The 24,213-nt window shown below is 70.0% G+C and carries 14 protein-coding genes and 2 rRNA genes; 8 read left to right on the top strand and 8 right to left on the bottom strand.

The genetic code is table 11. From position 1 onward, the window contains the following. Positions 1 to 260 precede the first annotated feature (260 nt). The 3 genes from KIS93_RS49795 (at position 261) to fxsT (ending at position 7,270) form a co-directional block, all read left to right on the top strand. A 23S ribosomal RNA gene (locus KIS93_RS49795) occupies positions 261 to 3,367 on the top strand. Between the two features lie 77 nt (positions 3,368 to 3,444). After that, positions 3,445 to 3,561, top strand: a 5S ribosomal RNA gene (gene rrf / locus KIS93_RS49790). Positions 3,562 to 3,787: 226 nt separating this feature from the next. Then, positions 3,788 to 7,270, top strand: coding sequence for an FxSxx-COOH system tetratricopeptide repeat protein (gene fxsT / locus KIS93_RS49785; RefSeq protein ID WP_186404873.1), 3,483 nt, complete (start codon positions 3,788 to 3,790; stop codon positions 7,268 to 7,270). An 87-nt stretch (positions 7,271 to 7,357) separates the two neighbouring features. Here fxsT and KIS93_RS49780 read toward each other — a convergent pair whose 3' ends face one another. Next, on the bottom strand, positions 7,358 to 8,827 hold the full coding sequence (locus tag KIS93_RS49780) for a phosphodiester glycosidase family protein (RefSeq protein ID WP_080042263.1): 1,470 nt from the start codon (positions 8,825 to 8,827) through the stop codon (positions 7,358 to 7,360). A 263-nt stretch (positions 8,828 to 9,090) separates the two neighbouring features. Between KIS93_RS49780 and trpS the strand changes: the two genes are divergently transcribed. Next, positions 9,091 to 10,053 (top strand): tryptophan--tRNA ligase, encoded by a 963-nt coding sequence (gene trpS / locus KIS93_RS49775; protein WP_155128424.1) that lies wholly within the window; start codon positions 9,091 to 9,093, stop codon positions 10,051 to 10,053. A gap of 25 nt (positions 10,054 to 10,078) precedes the next feature. Here trpS and KIS93_RS49770 read toward each other — a convergent pair whose 3' ends face one another. The 4 genes from KIS93_RS49770 to KIS93_RS49755 all read right to left on the bottom strand — a co-directional run bounded on the left by KIS93_RS49770 (position 10,079) and on the right by KIS93_RS49755 (position 14,497). Continuing rightward, entirely contained in the window at positions 10,079 to 10,453 is a 375-nt protein-coding gene (locus KIS93_RS49770; protein WP_080042261.1) for a cupin domain-containing protein, read from the bottom strand. A gap of 18 nt (positions 10,454 to 10,471) precedes the next feature. Continuing rightward, a complete protein-coding gene (locus tag KIS93_RS49765) occupies positions 10,472 to 12,088 on the bottom strand; it encodes a PucR family transcriptional regulator (RefSeq protein ID WP_080042260.1) in 1,617 nt (538 codons plus the stop codon). 65 nt (positions 12,089 to 12,153) lie between these two features. Next, positions 12,154 to 13,782: an AMP-binding protein gene (locus KIS93_RS49760; RefSeq protein ID WP_080042259.1), complete on the bottom strand. Its 1,629-nt coding sequence runs from the start codon at positions 13,780 to 13,782 to the stop codon at positions 12,154 to 12,156. 13 nt (positions 13,783 to 13,795) lie between these two features. Continuing rightward, on the bottom strand, positions 13,796 to 14,497 hold the full coding sequence (locus tag KIS93_RS49755; RefSeq protein ID WP_080042258.1) for a TetR/AcrR family transcriptional regulator: 702 nt from the start codon (positions 14,495 to 14,497) through the stop codon (positions 13,796 to 13,798). Between the two features lie 55 nt (positions 14,498 to 14,552). On the opposite strand from KIS93_RS49755, the gene KIS93_RS49750 reads away from it, so the two are divergent. Next, complete coding sequence (locus tag KIS93_RS49750; RefSeq protein WP_155128422.1) at positions 14,553 to 16,001, top strand: MFS transporter; 1,449 nt, start codon at positions 14,553 to 14,555, stop codon at positions 15,999 to 16,001. On the opposite strand, the gene KIS93_RS49745 is transcribed toward KIS93_RS49750, so the two are convergent. Further along, positions 15,946 to 18,168 (bottom strand): NACHT domain-containing protein, encoded by a 2,223-nt coding sequence (locus KIS93_RS49745; RefSeq protein WP_080042256.1) that lies wholly within the window; start codon positions 18,166 to 18,168, stop codon positions 15,946 to 15,948. The genes KIS93_RS49750 and KIS93_RS49745 overlap by 56 nt on opposite strands. A 139-nt stretch (positions 18,169 to 18,307) precedes the next feature. Here KIS93_RS49745 and KIS93_RS49740 point away from each other — a divergent pair, with 139 nt between their 5' ends. The 3 genes from KIS93_RS49740 to KIS93_RS49730 all read left to right on the top strand — a co-directional run bounded on the left by KIS93_RS49740 (position 18,308) and on the right by KIS93_RS49730 (position 22,326). Then, positions 18,308 to 19,588 carry an aspartate aminotransferase family protein gene (locus KIS93_RS49740; RefSeq protein ID WP_080042255.1) on the top strand — a complete coding sequence of 427 codons (1,281 nt, stop codon included), beginning with the start codon at positions 18,308 to 18,310 and terminating at the stop codon, positions 19,586 to 19,588. Further along, a complete protein-coding gene (locus KIS93_RS49735) occupies positions 19,585 to 21,093 on the top strand; it encodes a CoA-acylating methylmalonate-semialdehyde dehydrogenase (protein WP_080042254.1) in 1,509 nt (502 codons plus the stop codon). The genes KIS93_RS49740 and KIS93_RS49735 overlap by 4 nt, the downstream gene beginning before the upstream one ends. 66 nt (positions 21,094 to 21,159) lie before the next feature. Then, entirely contained in the window at positions 21,160 to 22,326 is a 1,167-nt protein-coding gene (locus tag KIS93_RS49730) for an extracellular solute-binding protein (protein ID WP_186404872.1), read from the top strand. Between the two features lie 126 nt (positions 22,327 to 22,452). Here KIS93_RS49730 and KIS93_RS49725 read toward each other — a convergent pair whose 3' ends face one another. Further along, the gene (locus KIS93_RS49725; RefSeq protein ID WP_080042252.1) at positions 22,453 to 22,653 is read right to left on the bottom strand and encodes a hypothetical protein; all 201 of its coding nucleotides are present in this window, start codon (positions 22,651 to 22,653) and stop codon (positions 22,453 to 22,455) included. Between the two features lie 218 nt (positions 22,654 to 22,871). Further along, positions 22,872 to 24,200, bottom strand: coding sequence for a 4-aminobutyrate--2-oxoglutarate transaminase (gene gabT, locus KIS93_RS49720; protein WP_080042251.1), 1,329 nt, complete (start codon positions 24,198 to 24,200; stop codon positions 22,872 to 22,874). Between the last annotated feature and the right edge of the window lie 13 nt (positions 24,201 to 24,213).

Raw genomic sequence — 24,213 nt, 5'->3', positions numbered from 1 at the left:
GTGGTGGGGTGACAGCTCACTAGTGGAGCACTGGCTACTCAACCGGGCCGGGTTGCCGGCGTGCTAGTACCGCCTCCGCAAGGGGGAGTGGGAACGGGCGCTCGGGGGTTCGGTCTGGTTGGACACACTGTTGGGTCCTGAGGAAACGGGCGGTTGCCTGTTTGACTCAGTACAGGGCCACTGAAGAGCTGCTGCGTGCGGCTTGGATGTGGTTGCTGTTTGTTGTTTGAGATTTGCATAGTGGACGCGAGCATCTTTGTGGCCAAGTTTTTTAGGGCACACGGTGGATGCCTTGGCATCAGGAGCCGATGAAGGACGTGGGAGGCTGCGTTAAGCCTCGGGGAGTCGCCAACCAGACGTTGATCCGGGGATGTCCGAATGGGGAAACCTAGCACCAGTCATGTGGTGTTGCCTCCGCCTGAATGTATAGGGCGGTTGGTGGTAACGCGGGGAAGTGAAACATCTCAGTACCCGTAGGAAGAGAAAACAAGAGTGATTCCGTGAGTAGTGGTGAGCGAAAGCGGATGAGGCTAAACCGGGCGTGTGTGATAGCCGGCAGGCGTTGCATGTCCGGGGTCGTGGGACCTTCTTGAAGTGGCTGCCGCTGCTTCGAACAGTGATAAATCGATGGGGTAGTTGAAAGCTCTGGGAAGGGCTGCCGTAGACCGTGAGAGCCGGGTAGGCGAAACCTTGTCGACTGTTGGAGGGGATCCCAAGTAGCACGGGGCTCGAGGAATCCTGTGTGAATCTGCCAGGACCACCTGGTAAGCCTAAATACTCCCTGATGACCGATAGTGCACGAGTACCGTGAGGGAAAGGTGAAAAGTGCCCCGGTGAGGGGTCGTGAAATAGTACCTGAAACCGTGTGCCTACAAGCCGTAGGAGCTTACATCAGCTTGCTGGTGTGTGATGTGACTGCGTGCCTTTTGAAGAATGAGCCTGCGAGTTATGGTGTGTGGCGAGGTTAACCCGTGTGGGGGAGCCGTAGCGAAAGCGAGTCTGAAGAGGGCGTTTGAGTCGCATGCTGTAGACCCGAAGCGGGGTGATCTACGCATGGGCAGGTTGAAGCTCAGGTAAGACTGGGTGGAGGACCGAACCCACCAGGGTTGAAAACCTGGGGGATGATCTGTGTGTAGGGGTGAAAGGCCAATCAAACTCCGTGATAGCTGGTTCTCCCCGAAATGCATTTAGGTGCAGCGTTGCGTGTTTCTTGCCGGAGGTAGAGCACTGGATGGCCGATGGGCCCGACAAGGTTACTGACGTCAGCCAAACTCCGAATGCCGGTAAGTGAGAGCGTGGCAGTGAGACTGCGGGCGATAAGGTTCGTAGTCGAGAGGGAAACAGCCCAGATCACCGACTAAGGCCCCTAAGCGTGTGCTAAGTGGGAAAGGATGTGGAGTCGCAGAGACAACCAGGAGGTTGGCTTAGAAGCAGCCACCCTTGAAAGAGTGCGTAATAGCTCACTGGTCAAGTGATTCTGCGCCGACAATGTAGCGGGGCTCAAGTACACCGCCGAAGTCGTGGCATTGATCCTCCTTGTGGGGGTTGATGGGTAGGGGAGCGTCGTGCAGCCGGCGAAGCAGCAGAGTGATCTAGTTGTGGAGGCTGTGCGAGTGAGAATGCAGGCATGAGTAGCGAATCGAGGGTGAGAAACCCTCGCGCCGGATGACCAAGGGTTCCTGGGCCAGGCTAATCCGCCCAGGGTAAGTCGGGACCTAAGGCGAGGCCGACAGGCGTAGTCGATGGACAACGGGTTGATATTCCCGTACCCGCTTCAATGCGCCCATACTGAACCCCTTGATACTAAGAGTCCTTAAGTCAGCTGCCTCTTCGGAGGCGGTGTTAGACCGAACGCTCGGCCTGATTGGGTAGTAGGTAAGCGATGGGGTGACGCAGGAAGGTAGTCCAACCCAGGCGATGGTTGTCCTGGGGTAAGCATGTAGGGCGGAACGTAGGCAAATCCGCGTTCCATGTGCCTGAGATGTGATGCCGAGCCGATTGTGGTGAAGTGGATGATCCTATGCTGCCGAGAAAAGCCTCTAGTGAGTGTTGTGGCGGCCCGTACCCTAAACCGACTCAGGTGGTCAGGTAGAGAATACTAAGGCGATCGGGTGAACTGTGGTTAAGGAACTCGGCAAATTGCCCCCGTAACTTCGGGAGAAGGGGGACCTCTGCTGGTGATGAGTCTTGCACTCGGAGCTGGTGGGGGTCGCAGTGGCCAGGGGGAAGCGACTGTTTACTAAAAACACAGGTCCGTGCGAAGTCGTAAGACGATGTATACGGACTGACGCCTGCCCGGTGCCGGAACGTTAAGGGGACCGCTTAGCTAGCTTCGGCTGGCGAAGGTGAGAACTTAAGCGCCGGTAAACGGCGGTGGTAACTATAACCATCCTAAGGTAGCGAAATTCCTTGTCGGGTAAGTTCCGACCTGCACGAATGGCGTAACGACTTCCCCGCTGTCTCAACCGCAGACCCGGCGAAATTGCACTACGAGTAAAGATGCTCGTTACGCGCAGCAGGACGGAAAGACCCCGGGACCTTCACTACAGCTTGACATTGGCGTTTGGAGCGTCTTGTGTAGGATAGGTGGGAGACTGGGAAGCTCGGACGCTAGTTCGGGTGGAGTCATTGGTGAAATACCACTCTGGTCGTTTTGAACGTCTAACTCTGGTCCGTGATCCGGATCGGGGACAGTGTCTGGTGGGTAGTTTAACTGGGGCGGTTGCCTCCTAAAGGGTAACGGAGGCGCCCAAAGGTTCCCTCAGCCTGGTTGGCAATCAGGTGTTGAGTGTAAGTGCACAAGGGAGCTTGACTGTGAGACTGACGGGTCGAGCAGGAGCGAAAGCTGGGACTAGTGATCCGGCATCGGCGTGTGGAAGCGGTGTCGCTCAACGGCTAAAAGGTACCCCGGGGATAACAGGCTGATCTTCCCCAAGAGTCCATATCGACGGGATGGTTTGGCACCTCGATGTCGGCTCGTCGCATCCTGGGGCTGGAGTAGGTCCCAAGGGTTGGGCTGTTCGCCCATTAAAGCGGTACGCGAGCTGGGTTTAGAACGTCGCGAGACAGTTCGGTCCCTATCCGCTGCGCGCGTAGGAGACTTGAAAGGGGCTGTCCCTAGTACGAGAGGACCGGGACGGACGAACCTCTGGTGTGCCAGTTGTACCGCCAGGTGCACGGCTGGTTGGCTACGTTCGGAAGGGATAACCGCTGAAAGCATCTAAGCGGGAAGCTCGCCTTGAGATGAGGTCTCCCACCCTGTAACAGGGGGTAAGGCTCCCGGTAGACGACCGGGTTGATAGGCCGGAGGTGGAAGCGCGGTAACGTGTGGAGCTGACCGGTACTAATAGGCCGAGGACTTGACCACAAAGCAGACTTTTTCAAAGTTGTCTTGCTCGCGTCCACTATGCAGTTCTGAGACAGCAAATGGCTGTTTCGCAGGGTTACGGCGGTTATGGCGGGAAGGAAACACCCGGTTACATTCCGAACCCGGAAGTTAAGCTTCCCTGCGCCGATGGTACTGCACTCGGGAGGGTGTGGGAGAGTAGGTCACCGCCGGACAATCTTTATAGGAAAGGGCCTCGACCAGCACCGGTCGGGGCCCTTTTCGTTTTCCCCCTGCACCCTGTGCAGCCTGTGGCATAAAGCGCTTTCCGGGCATGACGGAGTTCCGGTGGCGGCCCTTCGGCGGCCGGGTCACCCTGGATGGGTGATGGCTTCTCCCCCTTCAGGCCAGAGCTCCGAGCCGGAACGGCGTAAACGTCGACGTCCGCGTCTCCTTCTCTGGATGCTCGCCCCGATTTCGCTCACTTTGGTGGCGGCCGGGGCGGTCGACTTCGTGGCGGACCTGTATGGCGTGCCCGGGTCGTTGTTACTGGTGCTCGATGAGCAGGACAGTCTCATCAGCGTCGGCCTCGGCATGCTCGGGTTGTTCGTGGTCGTCACGCTCGTCGTGGTGCGGCGGCGGCTCGATGCGCGGTCGTCGCGGCAGGAGGGCTCGCTCGTCGGCTGCGGCCTGGCCCGTCGGTCGGCCGGACGCGCGCCGGCGGATGCGGCAGCGGTCGCGGCGGAAGCCAGGGCCGCTGCGGGTGCGGCGGAGACGGGTGCGGAAGCGGCAGCGAGGGAAGCCGAGGCGGTAGCGAGGGAAGCGGTAGCGGGCGCGGGGGTCCTGGCCCCGGGGGCTGCTGGGCAGGGACTCGGGCGTCACAAGCCGGGCGTTGTGGAACGTTCCATCGAGGTGGGTGGCGACAATCCGGGCGTGGCGATGACCGGGGACCGGGCCACGGCCGTGAACGTCGGGCACGTGGACGTGGTGGGTGATGTGCGGCTGCCGCCCCGCCCCACCGTCCCCACCCGACCGGTGCAACTCCTGCCCCGCCCCCCGCGGCTGGTCGGGCGGGACGAGACGGTGGCGGAGCTGCGGGCGCGGCTGACGGGCAGCAGGGCCCAGCCGGGCGTGGTGGCCGTGCACGGGCTGGGCGGGGTGGGGAAGACCAGCCTGGTGCTGGAGTACGCCCATCGCCACCTGCGGGACTACCAGCTCGTCTGGCAGTTGCCCGCCGCCGACCCGGCCGTGCTGTCGGCGGCGTTCGCGCGGCTGGCGGCGCTGCTGGGCTTACGGGACACCGTGGACGCGGCGGACCCCGTCGACCAGGTGCACGCCGCGCTCGCGGCCCGTACCGACGCCTGGTTGCTGATCTTCGACAACGCGCCGGGAGCTGATGCCCTGCGCCCTTTTCTGCCTCCGGCGGGGCCTGGGCACGTGCTGGTCACCAGCCGGTCCGGGAGCTGGCCGCCCGAGCAGGGGCTGGAGCTGCCGGTGCTGGAGCCGGAGCCGGCGGCGGAGCTGGTGCTGGCACGGTCGGGGCAGGACGACGCGGAGGCGGCCGCGGCCGTGGTGGCAGAGCTGGGGGCGTTGCCGCTGGCGCTGGAGCAGGCGGGCGCGTTCATGGCGGAGACGGGGCTGGCGCTGGGCGCGTACCTCGACCTGCTGCACGATCACCGGGCGGGGCTGCTGGCGCAGGGGCAGGCGTGGGGGTATGAGGAGCAGATCACCACGACGTGGCAGCTCGCGTTCAGGAACGTGGCGGGCACGAGCCGGGAGGCGATCGCGCTGCTGCGGGTGCTGGCCTGCTACTCGCACGAGGCCATCCCGTACCATCTGCTGCTGTCGCCGCTGGAGACGCGGACGGCGCGGGAGCTGTTCGCGGAGGACGTGCGGCGGCAGCGGGCGTACGGGCGGCTGCCGGAGTCGCGGGTGCGGCGGGCGCGGGAGCTGCGGCCGTGGCTGAGCGCGGTGGCGGTGTTGCAGGAGCTGCCGCGCGACCCGATCGCGGTCAACGCGGCCGTCGGCGCCCTGCGCGGTCACAGCCTGATCGGGCAGCCGATGGAGGGCACCGTGGCGGTGCACCGCCTCGTTCAGGCCGTCACCCTCGACCAGCTCGCGGCTCACGAGCAGCAGCGCTGGCGGAACGCGGCGGCGGTGCTCCTGGAGTCGGTGCTGCCCGACGACCCCGACCGGGTCCGGTCCTGGCCCCGGTACGCGCTGCTGCTGCCGCACATCCTCGCGGCGCTGAGCCCGATCTCGCCGGGCATCGACAAGACCGCGCACTACCTGGGGGCGAGCGGCGACTACCGGACGGCTAAGTCGTTGTGCCAGGAGATCTGCGACGCGCTGACGGCGAAGCTGGGGGCCGAGCATCCGTCCACGCTGACGGCCCGGCACGAGCTGGCGCGGTGGACGGGCGAGCTGGGGGACGCGGCGGCGGCGCGGGACATGTACGCGGAGCTGCTGCCGGTCCGCGAGCGCGTCCAGGGGGCGGAGCATCCGGCGACCCTGACCCTCCGGCACGAGCTGGCGCGGTGGACGGGCGAGCTGGGCGACGCGCGGGCGGCCAGGGACCAGTACGCCGAGCTGCTGCCGGTGAGCGAGCGCGTGCAGGGACCCGAGCACCCGAACACGCTGACCATCCGCCACGAGCTGGCCCGCTGGACGGGTGAGCTGGGGGACGCGGCGGCGGCGCGCGACATGTACGCCGCCCTGGTGCCGATCAGGGAACGCGTCCAGGGCCCCGAGCACCCCGACACCCTGACCGCCCGGGCGAACCTGGCTCAGTGGACGGGCCAGGCCGGCGACGCGGAAGCGGCCCGCGACCAGTACGCGGCGCTGCTGCCGATCCGCGAGCGCGTCCAGGGCCCGGAGCACCCGGCGACGCTGATCACCCGGCACGAGCTGGCCCGCTGGACGGGCGAGCTGGGCGACGCGCGGGCGGCCAGGGAGCAGTACGCGGACCTGCTCGTCGTGCGGGAACGCGTGTCCGGCCCCGACCATCCCGACACGCTGACGATCAGGCACGAGCTGGCGCGGTGGACGGGCGAGCTGGGGGACGCGGCGGCGGCGCGGGACATGTACGCGGCGCTGCTGCCGATCAGGGAACGCGTCCAGGGCCGCGACCACCCCGACACCCTGATGGCCAGGGCGAACCTCGCCCAGTGGACGGGCCAGGCGGGCGACCCGGCGGCGGCCCGCGACCACTACGCGGCCCTGCTGCCGATCAGGGAGCGGGTGCTGGGCCCCCAGCACCCGGCCACCCTGATCACCCGCCACGAGCTGGCCCGCTGGACGGGCGAGCTGGGGGACGCGGTGTCGGCCCGCGACCAGTACGCGGAGCTGCTCATCCGCCGCGAGCACGCCTCCGGCGCCGAGCATCCCGACACGCTGACCACCCGGCACAACCTGGCCTACTGGACGGGCCAGGCGGGCGACGCGGCGGCGGCCCGCGACCAGTGCGCGGACCTGCTGGGCATCCGGCGGCGCGTGCTCGGCCCCGAGCACCAGGACACGCTGATCACGTGGCACAACCTGGCGTACTGGACGGGGCAGGCGGGGGACGCGGCGGCGGCCAGGGAGCAGTACGCGGGGCTGCTGGCCGTACGGCAGCGGGTGCTCGGACCCGATCATCCCGACACGCTGACGATCCGGCACGAGCTGGCGCGGTGGATCGGCGAGCTGGGGGACGCGGCGCAGGCCAGGGACGCGTACATCGCGTTGCTGCCGCTCCGGGAGCGGGTGTCCGGCCCGGAGCATCCGGACACGCTGACCGCCCGGGCGAACCTGGCGTACTGGACGGGGCAGGCGGGGGATCCGGCGGCGGCCCGCGACCAGTACGCGGCCCTGCTGCCCGTCAGGGAGCGCGTCCTCGGCCCGGACCATCCCGCGACCCGCACCACGCGGGAGCAGCTCGCGTATTGGAGCGAGCGGGTCCGGTGAGGGGTTTCCGGGCGGGGTGTCGGCGTCCTCGCCCGGTGTCCGATGAGCGGTCCCGGGCGGGGGCAGATGTCCCCGCCCGGGACGGGATTACTGGGGCAGGACGAGGAGGGCGTCGCCGACGGCGCGCTCGGAGCCGTCTGACGGGTGGTTGACCACCTTGTTGCCGGCGACCATCGCCGTCGAGCCGCCGCCGTCCAGGTTGATCGCCTGCGTGGCGCCGAGCCAGCGCATGAACTGGGCGGCCTCCACGAAGTTCGCGCCGACGGTGACGCCGGGCTGGCGGCCGTCGATGGTGGCGAGGATGAGGCTGCCGTTCTTGGTGGTGCCGAGGAGGGTGCGCGGGTGGCGGCGCAGGATCATGTTGAGCGAGTCGTGGCCGTCCTGCTTGGCGGTGATCTTGACCTTGCCGTTGCGGACGAGGCCGACGCTGCCGCCGATCACGTTCAGCTCAGGGGTGAGCTGGAGTGCCCGCTTGGTGCGCAGGTCCACGACCTTGGTGTCGATCTCGACCTTCCAGCCCTGCCAGGCGTGCTCGTTGAGCCAGTCGGCGGCCACGCCGTTGCCGTGCAGCACCCGCGTGCCGGCGGCCACCGCGGCGCCCGAGGCGCGCAGCGCGACGACCTTGTTGCTCGCGTCGATGACGGCGTCGACGCCGCCGGCGGGCGTCTTGGCGCCGAACTCCTCGGTGTAGAGCAGCAGCTCGTCCGTCGTGACGGCCCGGTTGACGCCGTTGACCTCGACCTTCTCGCCGTCCTGCGAGATCGCCGTGACCGTCGTCTTCAGCTCGGTGATCTTGGCGGTGCGGCCCTTGAGCACGACGGCGGAGCGGCCGGGCACGGCCTCGCTGAGCAGCTTGCCGCCGACGACGGACACGCCGACGGGCTCGCCGCGCAGCGCCGGAGAGGTGTGGATGTTGAAGAAGCCGCCGTTGACGCCGAGCAGCGCCTTGCGGGCCTTGACCATCGACGAGACGGTCTCCTTCTTGGCCACGCTGGTGCCGAGCGAGGCGGCGTACGAGCCGCGGAAGGTCCTGACGTCGATCAGGGCGACCTTGGCGCTCCACGGGCCGGTGGTCTTGAGCCCGTCGTCACCGAGGTAGTCGACCTTGACCTTCAGGCCGGCGTCCTTGAGCTCCTTGGCCCGGTCGTCGGCCTTCTTCTTGTCCTTTAACGGCCACAGGCCGGCGCGGACCATGTAGACGGTCTGGGCGGCGGCGTCGGCCACGGCCGGCCGCACCACCTCCTGCACGCTGGGCGTCTCACCGGCCGCCTCGACCTCCGCGGCCACGGCCTCGGCGCTCGCGGACGAGCCCGCGTCCTTGCCGTTGGGCATGAGGAAGGTCAGCGTGTAGCCGTCGGTGGAGGTGCCGGCTTTCACGTCGTACAGGTCGATGCCCTGCGCCACGGTGGTCATCGTCTTGGTCGGTACTGGCCGCGCGCCCAGCGGGAACTTCGCCGACGGGAACCGCACCGACTGCTGCTCCGCTGTCGCGGGCAGTGCGGTGAGGGTGAGCGCCGCGGCTATGGCCAGGCCGCCGGCGAGGGTGCGTCGAGACATGAACTCTCCAGAGGGCGGAAAAGGGACCGCACCATACTGGCGAGATCAAGGTCGTCGGGGCAGCCGAACGCGCCAAACGAGTAAAGAGGTTACGGAATCGACACAGAAAGCCGGTATCCTACGAGCATGATGACTCGCTTCCGCATGTGGTGGCGGCCGATAGACGGCCGCTGAGTTCCCCATGTGCGGGCCGTCCCAGAGACGGCCCCCAGAAGCGCAGGGTTCTCTCCCGGGACGGCATGATCCCGAAGGAGAGAGATCTGATGAACGACGTGGTGCTGACGGGTGACCGTCCCACCGGGCCCCTGCATCTGGGCCACTATTTCGGCTCGCTGGCCAACCGGGTCCGGCTGCAGGACCTCCATCCCATGTACGTCCTGATCGCCGACTACCAGGTGATCACCGATCGCGACCTGCCCGGCGAGATCCGGCGGCACACCACGGAGCTGCTGCTCGACTACCTCGCGATCGGCATCGACCCGGCCAAGGTGACGATCTTCCAGCACAGCGCGATCCCCGAGCTGAACCAGCTCCTGCTGCCGTTCCTGAGCCTGGTGTCGGTGGCCGAGCTGGGCCGCAACCCGACGGTGAAGGACGAGATCGCGCACAGCTCGCAGGCGGCGGTGAGCGGCCTGATGTTCACCTACCCCGTGCACCAGGCGGCCGACATCCTGTTCTGCAAGGGCACGCTGGTGCCCGTCGGCAAGGACCAGTTGCCGCACCTGGAGGTGGCGCGGCTGGTCGCGCGCCGCTTCAACGACCGGTACGGCGAGGTGTTCCCGCTGCCCGAGGCGATGATGGGCGCGCAGCCGATGCTGAAGGGCCTCGACGGCGGCAAGATGAGCAAGAGCCGTGGCAACGCGATCGCCCTGTCGGCCACCGAGGACGAGACCGCGCTGCTCATCCGCAAGGCCCGCACCGACGCGGAGCGGCTGATCACCTTCGAGGAGGAGCGCAGGCCGGAGGTGGCCAACCTGCTCACGCTGGCCGGGCTGTGCCTGGGCCGGCCGCCGGCCGAGCTGGCCGAGGAGATCGGCGACGGCGGCGCGGCCACGCTGAAGCGGGTGGTGACGGAGGCGGTCAACGAGTTCCTGCGGCCGATCAGGAAGCGCAGGGCCGAGCTGACGGAGGGCGACGCCCGGCGGATCCTGGCCGAGGGGAACGAGCGGGCCCGCGAGCGCGCGGTCCGCACGCTGGAGGAGGTGCGGGCGGCGATGGGCTTCTAGAGAGGGCTTGGCCGAGGGCCGGGGGTCAGCGGGTCTGGTACACCTTGCGCAGCGTCTCGTGCACGATCCAGGTGGTCTTCGCGCCTTCGGCCAGCAGGCACACGTCGCCGGGCCCCAGCTCGACCGTGGTGCCGCCCTCGACGGCGACCGTGGCGCGGCCCGACAGCACGACGAAGATCTCGTCACGTTCCACGTCGGTCACGACGCCGGGCGTGATCTCCCAGATGCCGCGCCCGCCGCCCAGCTCCAGCGAGGACGTGACGGGGTCGCCCGCGACGATCTGCGCCGGGTCGAGCTCGTCGGGCGTCAGCCGTACGTCGTGGACGGGCACGGCGAAGGCTCCCGCCGTGGCGAGCATGCGGCTGAGGTCGGCCACGTCGGGCACCAGCACGTCAGACATATCGCCCATTCCAGCACATCAGCGGCTCTCCCGGCGGAAGGACTCCAGCGCCAGCAGCGCCACGTGCAGCGACAGGCACGACTCGACGTCGTCGAGGTCGGTGTCGAGGATGCGTTCGAGGCGGCGCAGCCGGTCGTAGAAGGCGGGCCTGGACAGGTGGGCCTTCTGCGCCGCGACGGCCTTGTTGCGGCCGGAGTCGAGGTAGACCCGCAGGATCCGGGTCAGGTCGCCGCCCCGCTGCGCGTCGTGGGCCAGCAGCGGCCCCAGCTCCCGCTCGGCGAACGTCTGCAGCCGCGCGTCGTCGCGCAGCAGGTGGAGCAGGCCGCGCAGGCGCAGGTCGGGCAGCCGGTAGAAGGGCCGGCCGTCGGGCTGCCGGACCGCCACGTCGGCCACCTGCTCGGCTTCGAGGAAGCTGCGGCGTACGTCTCTGATGGACTCCACCACCGAGCCCGCCGCCAGCACGAACGCCGAGCCCGGCCCCCACAGCACGCGCAGCCGCTCGGACAGCGAGGTGAGCGCGGGCTCGGCCTGGGTGCGCGGCGGGAGCGGCAGCAGCACGCCCACCCGCTCCTGGTCGAGCGCGCCCACCAGGGCGGGCAGGCGGGCGTCGCGGCAGGCGGCGGCGGTGGCCTCGGCCAGCTCCCCGAGCTGCGCCTGCCCGTCGAGCGCCTGGTCGATGTGCTCGGTCGGCCGGATGACGACGCTGATCAGCTTGCGGCCCGTGAGGGGCACGCCCACGGCGCGGGCGCGGGCGGCGGCCTCGTCGGGGTCGGCGTAGGCGTGGGTGAGGATGCCGGTGATGATCGTGCCGTGCGCCTGGCGTTCGAGGGACTCCTGGTGGCGCTCCAGCAGGCGGCCCAGCGCGAGCGTGGTGGCGGCGCGCTCGGCCAGCACCAGGTCGCGGGGCGACGGCGCGGCGTCGCAGAGCAGGATGAGCCGGCCCCAGTCCTGGCCGCGCGCGCCGACCGTGGTGACCAGCCAGCCGGAGGCCGGGTCGTACGCGGTGCGCTCGGCCGGCGCCACCGCCCGCGACCGGGTCTCCCACCCGGCCAGCAGGGCCCCGGCGTCGCGCCCGGCGGACTCGCAGGCCAGCACCTGGTGGGCGAGGTTCTCCAGCAGCACCGGGCGGCCCGACAGCCGCGCCACCTGCGCCAGCACCTCGGCCGGCGAGGCGCCCTCGACGGAGAGCTGCGTGAACACCTCGTGCAGCTGCTCGGAGGCGCGCAGCTCCTCCAGCTGGATGTCGATGATCCGCGCGTGCACCGACTCGGTGATCTGCACGAACGGGGTCTCGCGGGTCAGCACGACGACCGGGAACCCGTGCTCCTCGGCCGACTTGACCACGGCCCGCGGCAGCTCGCGGACGAACCTGCGGCCCAGCTCCACGATCAGCCCGGAGGCCCCGACGGAGGAAAGCTCGCCGATGTAGTCGGCGAGCTTCTCCGGGTCCTCCGGCAGCGCCACGCCCGTGGTGAGCACCAGCTCGCCGCCGCGCAGCAGGTGGGCGATGTCGGCGATCTCGCCGACGTGCACCCACCGCACCTTCGTGTCGAGCCGGTCGGCGCCCGCGACGACGCGCGGGCTGCCCCGGCGCACGCTGTCGAGGGCGAGGACGTCGGCGATGGTGGGCAGCACGGGCAGAGCCTAGCCGATCAGCCTGTAAGAACGGACATGGGGCAATTTACACTTTGCGCAGGTCGTCACGGGTTGAGGTCCTCCTCGCGGTACTCCCTGCGAGGTTCGCGAACGCGCAGCTCGACGCGGCGGATCTTGCCCGAGATGGTCTTGGGCAGCTCGTCGAACTCCAGCCGCCGCACCCGCTTGTACGGGGCCAGCTCCCTGCGGCAGTGCTCGAAGATCGACCGGGCGGTCTCCTCGCCGGGCTCGAAACCGGGGGCGAGCGTGACGTACGCCTTCGGCACGGCCAGGCGTACCGGGTCGGGCGCCGGCACCACGGCGGCCTCGGCGACGGCCGCGTGCTCCATCAGCACGCTCTCCAGCTCGAACGGCGAGATGCGGTAGTCGGAGGCCTTGAAGACGTCGTCGGTGCGGCCCACGTAGGTGATGTAGCCGTCCTCGTCGCGGGTGGCGACGTCGCCGGTGTGGTAGTAGCCGTCCCGCATGGCCTCCGCCGATCCACCGATATATCCGGACATGAGGCCGAGGGGGCGGCGGTCGTCCAGCGGCAGGCAGATCTCCCCGTCGTTGCCCTGCTCGCCCGTGATCGGGTCGATCAGCACCACGTCGTAGCCGGGCAGCGGCAGCCCCATCGAGCCGGGCCTGACCGCCTCGCCGGGGGCGTTGCCGATCTGCGCCGTCGTCTCGGTCTGGCCGTAGCCGTCCCTGATCGTGATGCCCCACGCCTTGGCGACCTGGTCGATGATCTCGGGGTTGAGCGGCTCGCCGGCGGCCACGGCCGTGCGCAGGGGCAGCTTCCACGCGGCCAGGTCCTCCTGGATGAGCATCCGCCACACGGTCGGCGGCGCGCAGAACGTGGTCACCCGCTCGTCCCGCAGCACCTCCAGCAGGGCGGGCGCGGAGAAGCGCCGGTAGTCGTGGACGAGCACGGTGGCCCCGGCGTTCCACGGGGCGAACACGTTGCTCCAGGCGTGCTTGGCCCAGCCCGGCGAGGACACGTTGAGGTGCACGTCGCCCGGCCGCAGGCCGATCCAGAACATCGTGGACAGGTGCCCGGCCGGGTAGGAGGCGTGCGTGTGCTCGACCAGCTTCGGCTGGGACGTGGTGCCGGAGGTGAAGTAGAGCAGCAGCGGGTCGCCCGCGCCGGTGGGCCCGTCGGGGGTGAAGCGCTCGTGCGCGTGGTAGGCGTCGTGGTACGGCAGCCAGTTGTAGGCGTCGCCCACGGCGATCTTCGTGTACTCGCCGGCGGGGAACTTGCCCGCGTCGGAGGCGTTGGCGATCACGTGGGCCACCCGCCCGCGCTCGATGCGCTCGGCGATGTCCTTGCCGGTCAGCAGCGTGGTGGCGGGGATGACGACCGCGCCCAGCTTCATCACGGCCAGCAGCGACTCCCACAGCTCGGCCTGGTTGCCCAGCATCAGCAGCACGCGGTCGCCCCGCCGCACGCCCTGCTCGTGCAGCCAGTTGGCGACCTGGCCGGAGCGGGCCGACAGCTCGGCGAAGGTGTAGGCGGCGCTGCTCTCGCCGACGATCTTGAGAGCGACGGCGTCGGGGGTCTCGGCGGCGAGCACGCCGTCGAACCAGTCGAGCGCCCAGTTGAACGCGCCGAGCTCGGGCCAGCGGAAGTCGCGGCGGGCGGTGGCGGCGTCTGCCCCGAGCAGGAAGTCACGGGCGGCACGGAAATCGCTCATGCCGTGGATCCTGCTACGTCGGCAGCCGCCGCTCAAGACCGTCGAGCACCGACACGAGCCCGAAGTCGAAGGCGACCTCCCGCACGACGCGGGGGTTCTCCCGCTGGCTCAGCTCGTAACCCTCGCGCATGTGGGGATAGCGGGAGAAGATCTGGCCGAGCACGGCGTGCATCTCCTCGGGATCGAGCTCCGGGGTGCCCGACTTGGAGTTCCAGGCGACTTCGGGGATCGTCATGCCGAAGATGAAGGCCGTCAGCGTGGCGATGGCGTAGTCGGTGTCGGGCCCCTTGAACCCGGCCTGCTTGAACATCGCGCGCATCTCGTTGGCGACGTGCAGGGCGTTGGGCCCGAGGGCGGGCAGCCGGCCGATCAGCTCGGCCGACCACGGATGGTCGAGGATCACCTGGCGCATGCTGTGGGCCAGCACGAGCACGGCCTCCCGCCAGCCCACCTCGGCGGGGTCGGGCACCCGCATCTTGCCCCACACCTCGTCGTAGACCAGCTCCAGCAGCTCGTCCTTGTTGGCGACGTACCAGTAGAGGCTGGTGGCGCCCGCGCTCAGCTTCGCGCCGAGCTTGCGCATGCTCAGGCCGTCGAGCCCCTCCTCGTCGAGCAGCTCGACGGCGGCCTTGACGATCTCCTGCCTGCTGCGACCCGGACTGGCGGGCTTGCGGGGCTCGCGCAGCCACACCGAGGAGAACGTCTTGCCACTCATGCGTCCAGGATAAATCCACTCGCACACTGTTCGAGTGATGTCGTACGCTGTGCGAGTGAACTCGAACACCGTACGAGACCCCCGTCGATGGTGGATCCTGGGCGTCCTGTGCCTGGCGCTGCTGGTCCTCGGCATCGACAACACCGTGCTCAACCTGGCCATCCCCTCCCTGAACCAGGAGATGGGGGCGACGCCGTCCGACATCCAGTGGATCATCGACGCGTACGTGCTGGCCTTCGCCGGCCTGCTGCTCACCTCGGGCAGCCTGTCCGACCGGTACGGCCGCCGCCGCTTCCTGATCATCGGCCTGGTCTTCTTCGGCGGCGCGTCCCTGCTGGCCGTGCTCGTCACCGAGCCGTGGCAGCTCATCGCCGCCCGCGGCCTCATGGGCGTCGGCGGCGCGTTCGTCATGCCGTCCACGCTGTCGATCCTCATGACCGTCTTCGACGAGGAGGAGCGGCGCAAGGCGATGGCCGCCTGGAGCGCCGTGGCCCTGATCAGCCTCGTCTCCGGGCCGACCGTCGGCGGCTTCCTCCTGGAGCACTACTGGTGGGGCTCGGTCTTCCTGCTGAACATCCCCATCGCGGCGGTCGCCGTCGTCGCCGCCGTCGTCCTCATGCCCGAGACGCGCAGCGAGAGCAGGAAGATCGACCCGGTCGGCGTGGTGCTGTCGATCATCGGCCTCACCGCCGCCGTCTACGTGATCATCGAACGGGAGTGGAACATCCCCGTCATCGCGCTGGCCGTGGTCGCCCTCGTGGCGTTCGTGATCTGGGAGCGCCGCCAGGACGAGCCGATGCTGCCGCTCTTCCTGTTCGCCAACCGCAACTTCAGCGGCGCGTCGTTCTCGATCCTGCTCATGTCGTTCGGCGCCGGCTCGGTGATGCTGATCCTCACCCAGTACCTGCAGTTCGTGCTGGGGTTCGGTGAGATGCAGGCCGGGCTCGCCATGCTGCCGTACGCGGTGGCCGCCGCGATCTTCAACGGCGTGGGCGCGGGGCTCGGCAAGAAGCTCAGCAACCGGGCGCTGGTGTGTGCCGGGCTGCTGCTGATGGCCGGCGGCTTCGCCGTCATGGCGCTGACGACCGGCTTCCTGCCCCTGGCGACCGGGCTGGTGGTCATGGGCATCGGCGGCGGCCTGGCCGGCCCCTCCGCCTACGCCTCGCTCATGGGGGCGATCCCCCTGGAGCGGGCCGGCGTCGGCTCCGCGCTCAACGACACCGTCCAGCAGGTCGGCATGGCGCTCAGCATCGCCATCCTGGGCAGCGTGCTGGCCACCCGGTACACCTCCGAGATGCCCGCCGGCCTGCCCGCCCTGGCCAGGGAGTCGATCGGCGGCGCGCACACGCTCGGCCTCGCCGAGGCCGGCAACCAGGCGTTCACCTCCGCCATGCACCTCGGCTCGTGGGTGGGCGCCGCCTTCTGCGTGGCCGCCGCGCTGCTCGCGGTCACGGTGCTGCGCCCCACTCCGGCTCCGGCCGCGCCCGAGCCGGCGCAGGTCTGAGGTCGGCCAGCCGATCCTGGAGGGCGGCGTGCCGGAACTGGTAACGCCGCCCTGTCTGGCGCAGCATGCCGACGCGGTGCATGTCGTCGAGGAAGGCCATCAGCCGCAGCGGCAGCCGGCGCGACAGCGCGAGCAGCACGCAGGCGACGGTGAAGGCGGGCCAGGCGACGTTGGCGAAGGCGAAGACCGCGGCGGCCAGCACCGTGACGACGATCCCGCCGACCGCGCCGCCCGCCGCCGCGTGCGGCGCTCCGCCGAGGCCGGACAGGAAGAACAGCGCGCCCAGCCACCCGGCGATCGCGCACGCGGCGGCGAACAGGCCGGCCAGCGCGAGCGTGAGCACCCCCTGCCCCCGGTACGAGGCCACGGGGTGCAGCAGCACGCTCACCCGGTAGAGCCAGAGCAGGAACGCCATCGCCAGCGGCACCGCGACGAGCATGGGCAGGCTGAACGCCGAGGCGAAGGCCACCGCGTCGGCCAGGCTGAGCGGCGCGCCGCCACCCAGCGACTCGCCCGGCGCCCCACTCAGGAACCCGCCCAGCGCCCCGCCCAGCGACTCGCCCAGCAGGCCGCTCGCCCACAGCCCGCCACCGCCCAGCACGCTCAGCGCCGCCCAGGCCGCGAAGGCGCGCGCGGCGCCGACGAGCAGGCCGGAGCGCAGCCGGCCGACCTCGAACTCGTCGAAGTCCTCGAACTCCAGGATGTCGCCGGCGTCGTCCAGCGAGATGCTCGCCCCCTCCCTGGACAGGATCACACCGCTGGCGGTGCCCACCAGGAGCCCCAGACCGGCGCCCACGGCGGCGGACGAGCCGGGGCCACCGCCACCGGCCCACCAGCCGCCACCGGCCGCCACCGCGGCCAGCAGGCCGGACGCCAGCCCGAGCCCGGCCGCGACCCTGCGGCGCGACACCAGGTCGCGCAGCTCCCACCACGCCAGGTCGCGGCTCTCCCAGAAGGTCAGGAACCCGGCGAGCAGCGTGAGCCACCCTCGCACCCGCTCCGCCGGCCAGGCCCGGCGCGAGCGGAACGGCCCGGGGGCGGGGTCGGTGGCGATCAGCGCGGGCACCGCGTGGTCCAGCAGGTGCAGCCGCACGGCCTCGGCGTCGGGCAGCTCCAGCAGCCGCGCCGGATCCGCGCCGGGGTCCACGTAGCCGATGCGCACCAGCCAGACCGTCAGGGCGGTGTCGATGCTGCCGTGCAGGACGTCGCCGGGGTCGTTCAGCCTGCGCAGGAGCTCGGGCCAGCTCCCGCCGGGGTCGGGCGGCAGGCACGAGGCGAGGTAGCCGGCCACCTCGCCCGCGCCGAGCTGCTCGGGCTCGATCACGGCGGCGGCGCTGAGCACGTGGGCGCCGTGCTCCTTGACGGTCTCGCGGAACTCCGCCGTGCGGCAGGTCAGGACGAAGCCGTCCCGGTCGGTCAGCGTGGTGTTCAGCGCCCGGACCACCGAGTTCCGCTCGTGCACGAGCAGCTCGTCCAGGCCGTCGAGGACGGGCAGCACCCGCCCGCCCTCCACCAGGTCCTTCACCGCCGTGGGGCCGAACTCCTCGGCGCGCAGCTCCGGGTAGTTCCTGGCCAGGCCGCGGGCCAGCCACGAGGGGAACTGCTCGCCGGATCGCTCCCACCCCGACAGCGTGAGCAGGACGGGGACCGGCTCGCCCGGCTCCCGGTCGAGCAGCAGGCGGCGCAGCAGGAGCAGGGCCAGGGTGGTCTTGCCGGTGCCCGCCTCGCCCAGCACGACCAGGCGCGGGCGGCGCAGCCCGCGCAGGGCCGACACCATCTCGCCGACCTGGTCGGCGGCGCCCGCGAAGTGCAGCCGCTCGCCGGCCGTGATGTGCCGGGCGTGATCCATGAGGCCGGGCTCGCCCAGCCGCCACCGCACCGCCAGCGGGTGCGGGGTGAACAGGCCCCGGACCTTCGCCTCCTCCTCCCACTGCCGCAGCACCCGGTCGGCCAGGAGCTGCTGGGCGGCCTCCACCTGCTCGGGCGTCGAGACGTCGAGGGCGGGCGGGCGCCGGGCCCAGCCGACGATCGCCGCGACGACCGCCGCCGCGCCGATGACCGCCGCCACCCAGCTCGCCGCCTCCAGCCCGTCGGGGGAGAGCCAGGCGAGGACGATCGAGGCGACGATCACCGCGATGGCCGCGCCGGCCAGGAGTTTGCGAAGCACGCCGACATGGTGGCGTGATCGCCGTGCTCATGGGAAGTCTTCCACCAGGAACCGTCGTGACATCATGTAAGGCAACTCGCTTCCGCGCCGACAGGTTGCGGGTAGGAGGCTCCGAGCGCGGAAAGGGATACTCGGTAACATGTCGGAGCTTCTCGCGCGCCACCGGGCAGTGATGCCGAACTGGTTGGCCCTCAACTACAACGACCCCATCGAGATCGTCAGCGGCAAGGGCAACCGCGTCATCGACGCGGACGGCAAGAGCTACCTCGACTTCTTCGCCGGGATCCTGACCAACATGATCGGGTACGACATCCCCGAGGTACGCGAGGCCGTCGAGCGCCAGCTCGCCACCGGCGTGGTGCACACCAGCACCGTCTACCTGCTGCGCGGCCAGGTCGAGCTGGCCGAGAAGATCGCGCGGCTGTCCGGCATCCCCGACGCCAAGGTCTTCTTCACCAACTCCGGCACCGAGGCCAACGAGACCGCGCTGCTGCTGGCCACCTACGCGCGCAAGAGCGACCAGGTGCTGGCCATGCGCCAGAGCTACCACGGCCGCAGCTTCGGCGCGATCAGCGTCACCTCCAACCGGTCGTGGAAGAACAACTCGCTCTCCCCGCTCAACGTGCACTTCCTGCACGGCGCCGACCGGCACCTGACGCAGTTCAAGGGCCTGTCGGACGCCGACTACATCCAGGCGTGCGTGGACGACCTGCGCCACGTGCTGGCCACCTCCGTCTCCAACGACGTGGCAGCGCTGATCGCCGAGCCGATCCAGGGCGTGGGCGGCTTCACGATGGCCCCCGACGGGCTGTTCGCCGCGTACAAGGAGGTGCTGGACGAGCAGGGCATCCTGTTCATCTCGGACGAGGTGCAGACCGGCTGGGGCCGGACCGGCAGCGCGTTCTTCGGCATCGAGAACCACGGCGTGACGCCCGACATGATCACGTTCGCGAAGGGGCTCGGCAACGGCTTCGCGGTCGGCGGCGTCGTCGCGCGCGGCGACCTCATGGACGCGCCGCACGCCGTGGGCCTGTCCACGTTCGGCGGCAACCCGATCTCCATGGCCGCCGCCAACGCCACCCTCGACTACGTGCTCGACCACGACCTCCAGGCCAACGCCGCCCGTACCGGGGAGATCATCATCAGCGGGCTCAAGGCCGCCGCCGAGCGGCTGCCCGTCGTCAAGGACGTGCGCGGCAAGGGCCTGATGTTCGCTATCGAGCTGGAGACCCCGGCGCAGGCCGCGCGCTTCATGGAGGAGACCAAGCGGGCCGGCCTGCTGGCGGGCAAGGGCGGCCTGTACGGCACCGCCATCCGCATGGCCCCGCCCCTCACGCTCACGGTGGACGAGGCCACCGAGGGCCTGGGCATCATCGTCACCGCCCTCGAAACGATCAACGCAGAGGCGGCAGCGCAGTGAAGTCCGTTCAGCACTGGATCAACGGGGCTCTCGCGGACGGCGATCCCGCCCGTGCCGCGGAGCTCTTCAACCCGGCCACCGGCGAGGTGAGCGGGCACGTCGCGCTGGCCTCGGCGGCCGACGTGGACGCGGCGGTCGCCGCCGCGTCCGCCGCCTTCCCGGCCTGGCGGGACGCGTCGCTGACCAAGCGGGCCGGCGTGCTGTTCCGCTTCCGCGAGCTCATGTACGCCCACCGCGACGAGCTGGCCGCGCTGATCTCGGCCGAGCACGGCAAGGTGCACTCCGACGCGCTCGGCGAGGTGGCGCGCGGGCTGGAGGTGGTGGAGTTCGCCTGCGGGATCCCGCACCTGCTCAAGGGCGGCTTCTCCGAGGGCGTCTCGACGCGGGTGGACTCCTATTCGATCCGGCAGCCGCTGGGCGTGGTGGCCGGGATCACGCCGTTCAACTTCCCGGCGATGGTGCCGATGTGGATGTTCCCGGTGGCGATCGCGTGCGGGAACACCTTCGTGCTCAAGCCGTCGGAGCGGGACCCGTCGGCGTCGCTGCTGATGGCCCGGCTGTGGCAGCAGGCCGGCCTGCCGGACGGCGTGTTCAACGTGGTGCAGGGCGACAAGGTGAGCGTGGACCGGCTGCTGGAGCACGCGGACGTGCGCGCGGTCTCGTTCGTCGGCTCCACCCCCATCGCGAGCTACGTGTACGCGACCGGCACCGCGCACGGCAAGCGGGTGCAGGCCCTGGGCGGGGCGAAGAACCACATGCTGGTGCTGCCGGACGCGGACCTGGACCTGGTGGCCGACTCGGCGGTGTCGGCCGGGTTCGGCTCGGCGGGCGAGCGGTGCATGGCGATCTCGGTGGTGCTGGCCGTGGACCCGATCGGTGACGAGCTCGTCGCCAAGATCGTCGAGCGGGTCGCGAAGCTGACCGTGGGCCCCGGCGATGACCCCCGCTCGGAGATGGGGCCGCTGGTCACGGCCGCGCACCGGGACAAGGTGGCCTCCTACCTGGACCTCGGCGTGGAGGAGGGCGCCAAGCTGGTCGTGGACGGCCGCGAGACGCCGGTGCTGGGCGGCGGCAAGGCGGCCGAGACGCCCGGGTTCTGGCTCGGCCCGACCGTGCTCGACCACGTGCCGGTCGGGTCGCGCACGCACACGGAGGAGATCTTCGGCCCGGTGTTGTCGATCGTGCGGGTCCGCTCGTATGAGGAGGGCCTGGAGGTGATCAACGGCGGCGCGTACGGCAACGGCACCGCCGTGTTCACCAACGACGGCGGCGCGGCCCGGCGCTTCCAGAACGAGGTCGAGGTCGGCATGGTGGGCATCAACGTGCCGATCCCGGTGCCGATGGCGTTCTACAGCTTCGGCGGCTGGAAGTCCTCGCTGTTCGGCGACACGCACGTGCACGGCACCGAGGGCGTGCACTTCTACACCCGCGGCAAGGTCGTCACCTCCCGCTGGCTCGACCCCTCCCACGGCGGCGTGAACCTGGGCTTCCCCACGAACGGGTGAGCGCGGGCGGCGTCCCCCCACGTCCTGACACCGGTAAGCTCCAGCAGACGGACAAGGGGGGACAACGTGAATCGCCGCCGTACTTTCGCCCTGGCGCTCGCCGCGACGGCGCTGGTGGCCGGCACCGGTGCGGTGACGGGCCCGGCGCCGTCGGCGACCTCCGAGCCCCGGCCCACCCTCACGGTCAAGCTCTCGGCCACGCCGAAGCCGACGCCCACGCCCACGCCGACCGCGACGCAGAGCGACGGCACGCTGCAGATCCTCACCTACCGGGGCTACGCCGAGTACGGCGGCGTCAGCCCCAAGGTCAACTGGGTGGGCAACTTCGAGAAGGAGACGGGCTGCCGCATCGCCCGCCTCGACGCCGTCCAGACCGCCGAGGAGATGGCCACCAGGGTCACCCAGCGGCAGTACGACGTGATCACCGCCGGGCCCGTGCTGGCCGCCGACCTGATCGCGGCCAAGCAGGTGCAGCCCATCGACCCGGCCAAGGTCAGCGACTACAAGGACCTCGCCGAGCGCTTCCGCGACATGACGACGGTGTCGGGCAAGGCGTACGGGGTGCCGTACCTGTGGGCCTACCACGAGTTCGTCTACGACTCCTCCCGGGTCAGGGGCGGCGGGCTGGAGCAGGTCTTCTCCTCCCCGCGGGCCGCGCTCCAGGACACGCCGCTGACGATCGCGGACGCGGCCCTGGCCGATGGGTCGGCGAAGGAGCCGTACGAGCTGGACGAGGCCGCGCTCGGCAAGGCGATGGCGCTGCTGGAGCGCAACAAGGAGCGCGTCTACTGGCAGAACCCGATCGACCTGGTCAAGGGGTTCGCCACGGGGGCGCTCGACTACGCGCAGGTCACCCCGTACTATCGCCTGCTCCTGCAGCAGGCCGGCATCCCGGTCAAGACCTTCCCGGCGCCGCGCGCGACCGGCTGGGTCGACTCGTGGATGCTGGGCGCGCACGTCCCCGACACCACCTGCGCCTACCGGTGGCTCAACTGGGTGACGGCGGCCAACGCGCAGCGTGACGCCGCCGCGTGGGTGGGCATGGCGCCCGCCAACTCCAAGGCGTGCAAGGGGCGGGCCAGGGCGATGTGCGAGACGTACGGGGTGGGGGAGCCGAAGCGGCTCGACCGCGTGGAGTTCGCCGTGCGGCCGCCCGGGGGTTGCGGGGCCGAGGACGGGGAATGTCTTGATTATCGCGTCTGGGCCGATAGGTGGAACGCGTTGCGCAAGTGAGCCGGTCCGCGCGGAGCTGATGCCACGGGCCCGTCCGTCCCCCCGCCGGGCGTGGCCGTCGAGAGGCGCCCCGGGCCTTCCCCCCGGTCCCGGGGCGCCGCCGCGTCCGCCGGCGGGTGGGGGCGTCTACCGGGAAGGGAAGGCCACGACCGTGGCCATGGGCTCGGGCAGCAGCGCCTCGGCGCAGTCGGCGCAGGCGAGCACCGCGGAGTCGTCGGGCAGGCGGCCCACGCGCACGCGTGGCCGCGGCCACCTCTTGTGGCAGACGACGCAGGCGTCGCCGTCGCGCTGGGCCCAGGTCAGGCCCTCAGGGTCGAACGTCAACATACTCCGCGCCGATCTGGTCGGACCCCAGTTCATCACGCTCCCAGCTGCCATCGCCCCACCGTATGTCGCAACCGTTATAACCCTGACCGAGGCCGTGAGCGTCCAGCTGAGCGTCAAGTCAGGGTGAATTCTCTACCCGGATGGGGCCGTTTACACCACAAAAACGGGCATCCAGCCCAAGCTGGATGCCCGTTTGGTTGGTTTTCACCTAGTGCCGCCTAGAGCTCGGCGATCGCCTTCTCCAGGATCCCCAGACCCTCCTCCAGCAGGTGTTCCGGGATCACGAGCGGCGGCAGGAAGCGCAGCACGTTGCCGTACGTGCCGGCCGTCAGCACCAGCAGGCCCTCCGCGTGGCAGCGCTTGACGACCTCCTGGACGGCGGTCGGGTTCGGCTCCTTGGTGCCCGGCTCGACCAGCTCGATCGCGATCATCGCGCCGCGCCCGCGCACGTCGCCGATCACGTCGAACCGCTCCTTGAGCGCCTCCAGCCGGGGCAGCATGATCTCGCCGATCCGGCGGGCCTTGGCGACCAGGTCCTCCGCCTCGATCGTCTCCAGCACGCCCAGCGCGGCCTCGCAGGCGAGCGGGTTGCCGCCGTACGTGCCGCCGAGGCCGCCGACGTGCACCCTGTCCATGATCTCCGCGCGGCCCGTCACGGCGGCCAGCGGCAGGCCGCCCGCGATGCCCTTGGCGGTGGTGATGATGTCCGGGACGACGCCCTCGTCCTCGCAGGCGAACAGCGTCCCCGTCCGCGCGAAGCCCGTCTGCACCTCGTCGGCCACGAACACGATCCCGTTCGCCCGGCAGAACTCCGCGATCCGCGGCAGGAACCCCCTGGCCGGCACGATGAAGCCGCCCTCACCGGCGATCGGCTCGATCACCACGGCGGCCACGTTCTGGGCGCCGATCTGCTTGGTGATCAGGTCGATGGCCTGCTCGGCGGCCTCCTCCGCGCAGTTCTCCGGGCCGGTCGGCCAGCGGAACGGGTAGGCCAGCGGCACCCGGTAGACCTCCGGCGCGAACGGGCCGAAACCCTGCTTGTACGGCATGTTCTTGGCCGTCAGCGTCATCGTGAGCAGCGTGCGGCCGTGGTAGCCGTGGTCGAACACCACGACACCCTGGCGGCCGGTGGCGTGCCGGGCGACCTTGACGGCGTTCTCCACGGCCTCGGCGCCCGAGTTCACCAGGAACGTGCGCTTCTCGTGGTCACCCGGCGTCAGCTCGTTCAGCTTCTCGCAAACCTGCACGTACGACTCGTACGGCGTGACCATGAAACAGGTGTGCGTGAAGTCGGCCACCTGCTTCTGGACGCGCTCGACGACCCTGGGGGCGGCGTTGCCCACGTTCGTCACGGCGATGCCGGAGCCGAAGTCGATGAGCGAGTTCCCGTCGGCGTCCTGCACCACGCCGCCGCCGGCGCGGGTGACGAACACCGGCAGCGTGGTGCCGATGCCGGGCGGGACGGCCGCCTGCTTGCGGGCCAGCAATTCCTGGGACTTCGGGCCTGGGATCGCGGTCACGACGCGCCGCTCCTGGGGAATGCTCATGGCTCCGACGGTA

Origin of the sequence: [Actinomadura] parvosata subsp. kistnae, from assembly GCF_900323885.1 — a bacterium.
GTDB classification, from domain to species: Bacteria; Actinomycetota; Actinomycetes; order Streptosporangiales; family Streptosporangiaceae; genus Nonomuraea; species Nonomuraea composti.
The sequence above is the reverse complement of the archived record's forward strand: the minus strand, read 5'-3'. Positions and strand labels throughout refer to the sequence as shown.

Excerpts from the sequence above, each read along its gene's own strand:
- fxsT (WP_186404873.1), top strand. The coding sequence starts at position 3,788 with ATGCTCGCCCCGATTTCGCTCACTTTGGTGGCGGCCGGGGCGGTCGAC.
- KIS93_RS49780 (WP_080042263.1), bottom strand. The coding sequence starts at position 8,827 with ATGTCTCGACGCACCCTCGCCGGCGGCCTGGCCATAGCCGCGGCGCTC.
- trpS (WP_155128424.1), top strand. The coding sequence starts at position 9,091 with ATGAACGACGTGGTGCTGACGGGTGACCGTCCCACCGGGCCCCTGCAT.
- KIS93_RS49770 (WP_080042261.1), bottom strand. The coding sequence starts at position 10,453 with ATGTCTGACGTGCTGGTGCCCGACGTGGCCGACCTCAGCCGCATGCTC.
- KIS93_RS49760 (WP_080042259.1), bottom strand. The coding sequence starts at position 13,782 with ATGAGCGATTTCCGTGCCGCCCGTGACTTCCTGCTCGGGGCAGACGCC.
- KIS93_RS49755 (WP_080042258.1), bottom strand. The coding sequence starts at position 14,497 with ATGAGTGGCAAGACGTTCTCCTCGGTGTGGCTGCGCGAGCCCCGCAAG.
- KIS93_RS49740 (WP_080042255.1), top strand. The coding sequence starts at position 18,308 with ATGTCGGAGCTTCTCGCGCGCCACCGGGCAGTGATGCCGAACTGGTTG.
- KIS93_RS49725 (WP_080042252.1), bottom strand. The coding sequence starts at position 22,653 with ATGTTGACGTTCGACCCTGAGGGCCTGACCTGGGCCCAGCGCGACGGC.
- gabT (WP_080042251.1), bottom strand. The coding sequence starts at position 24,200 with ATGAGCATTCCCCAGGAGCGGCGCGTCGTGACCGCGATCCCAGGCCCG.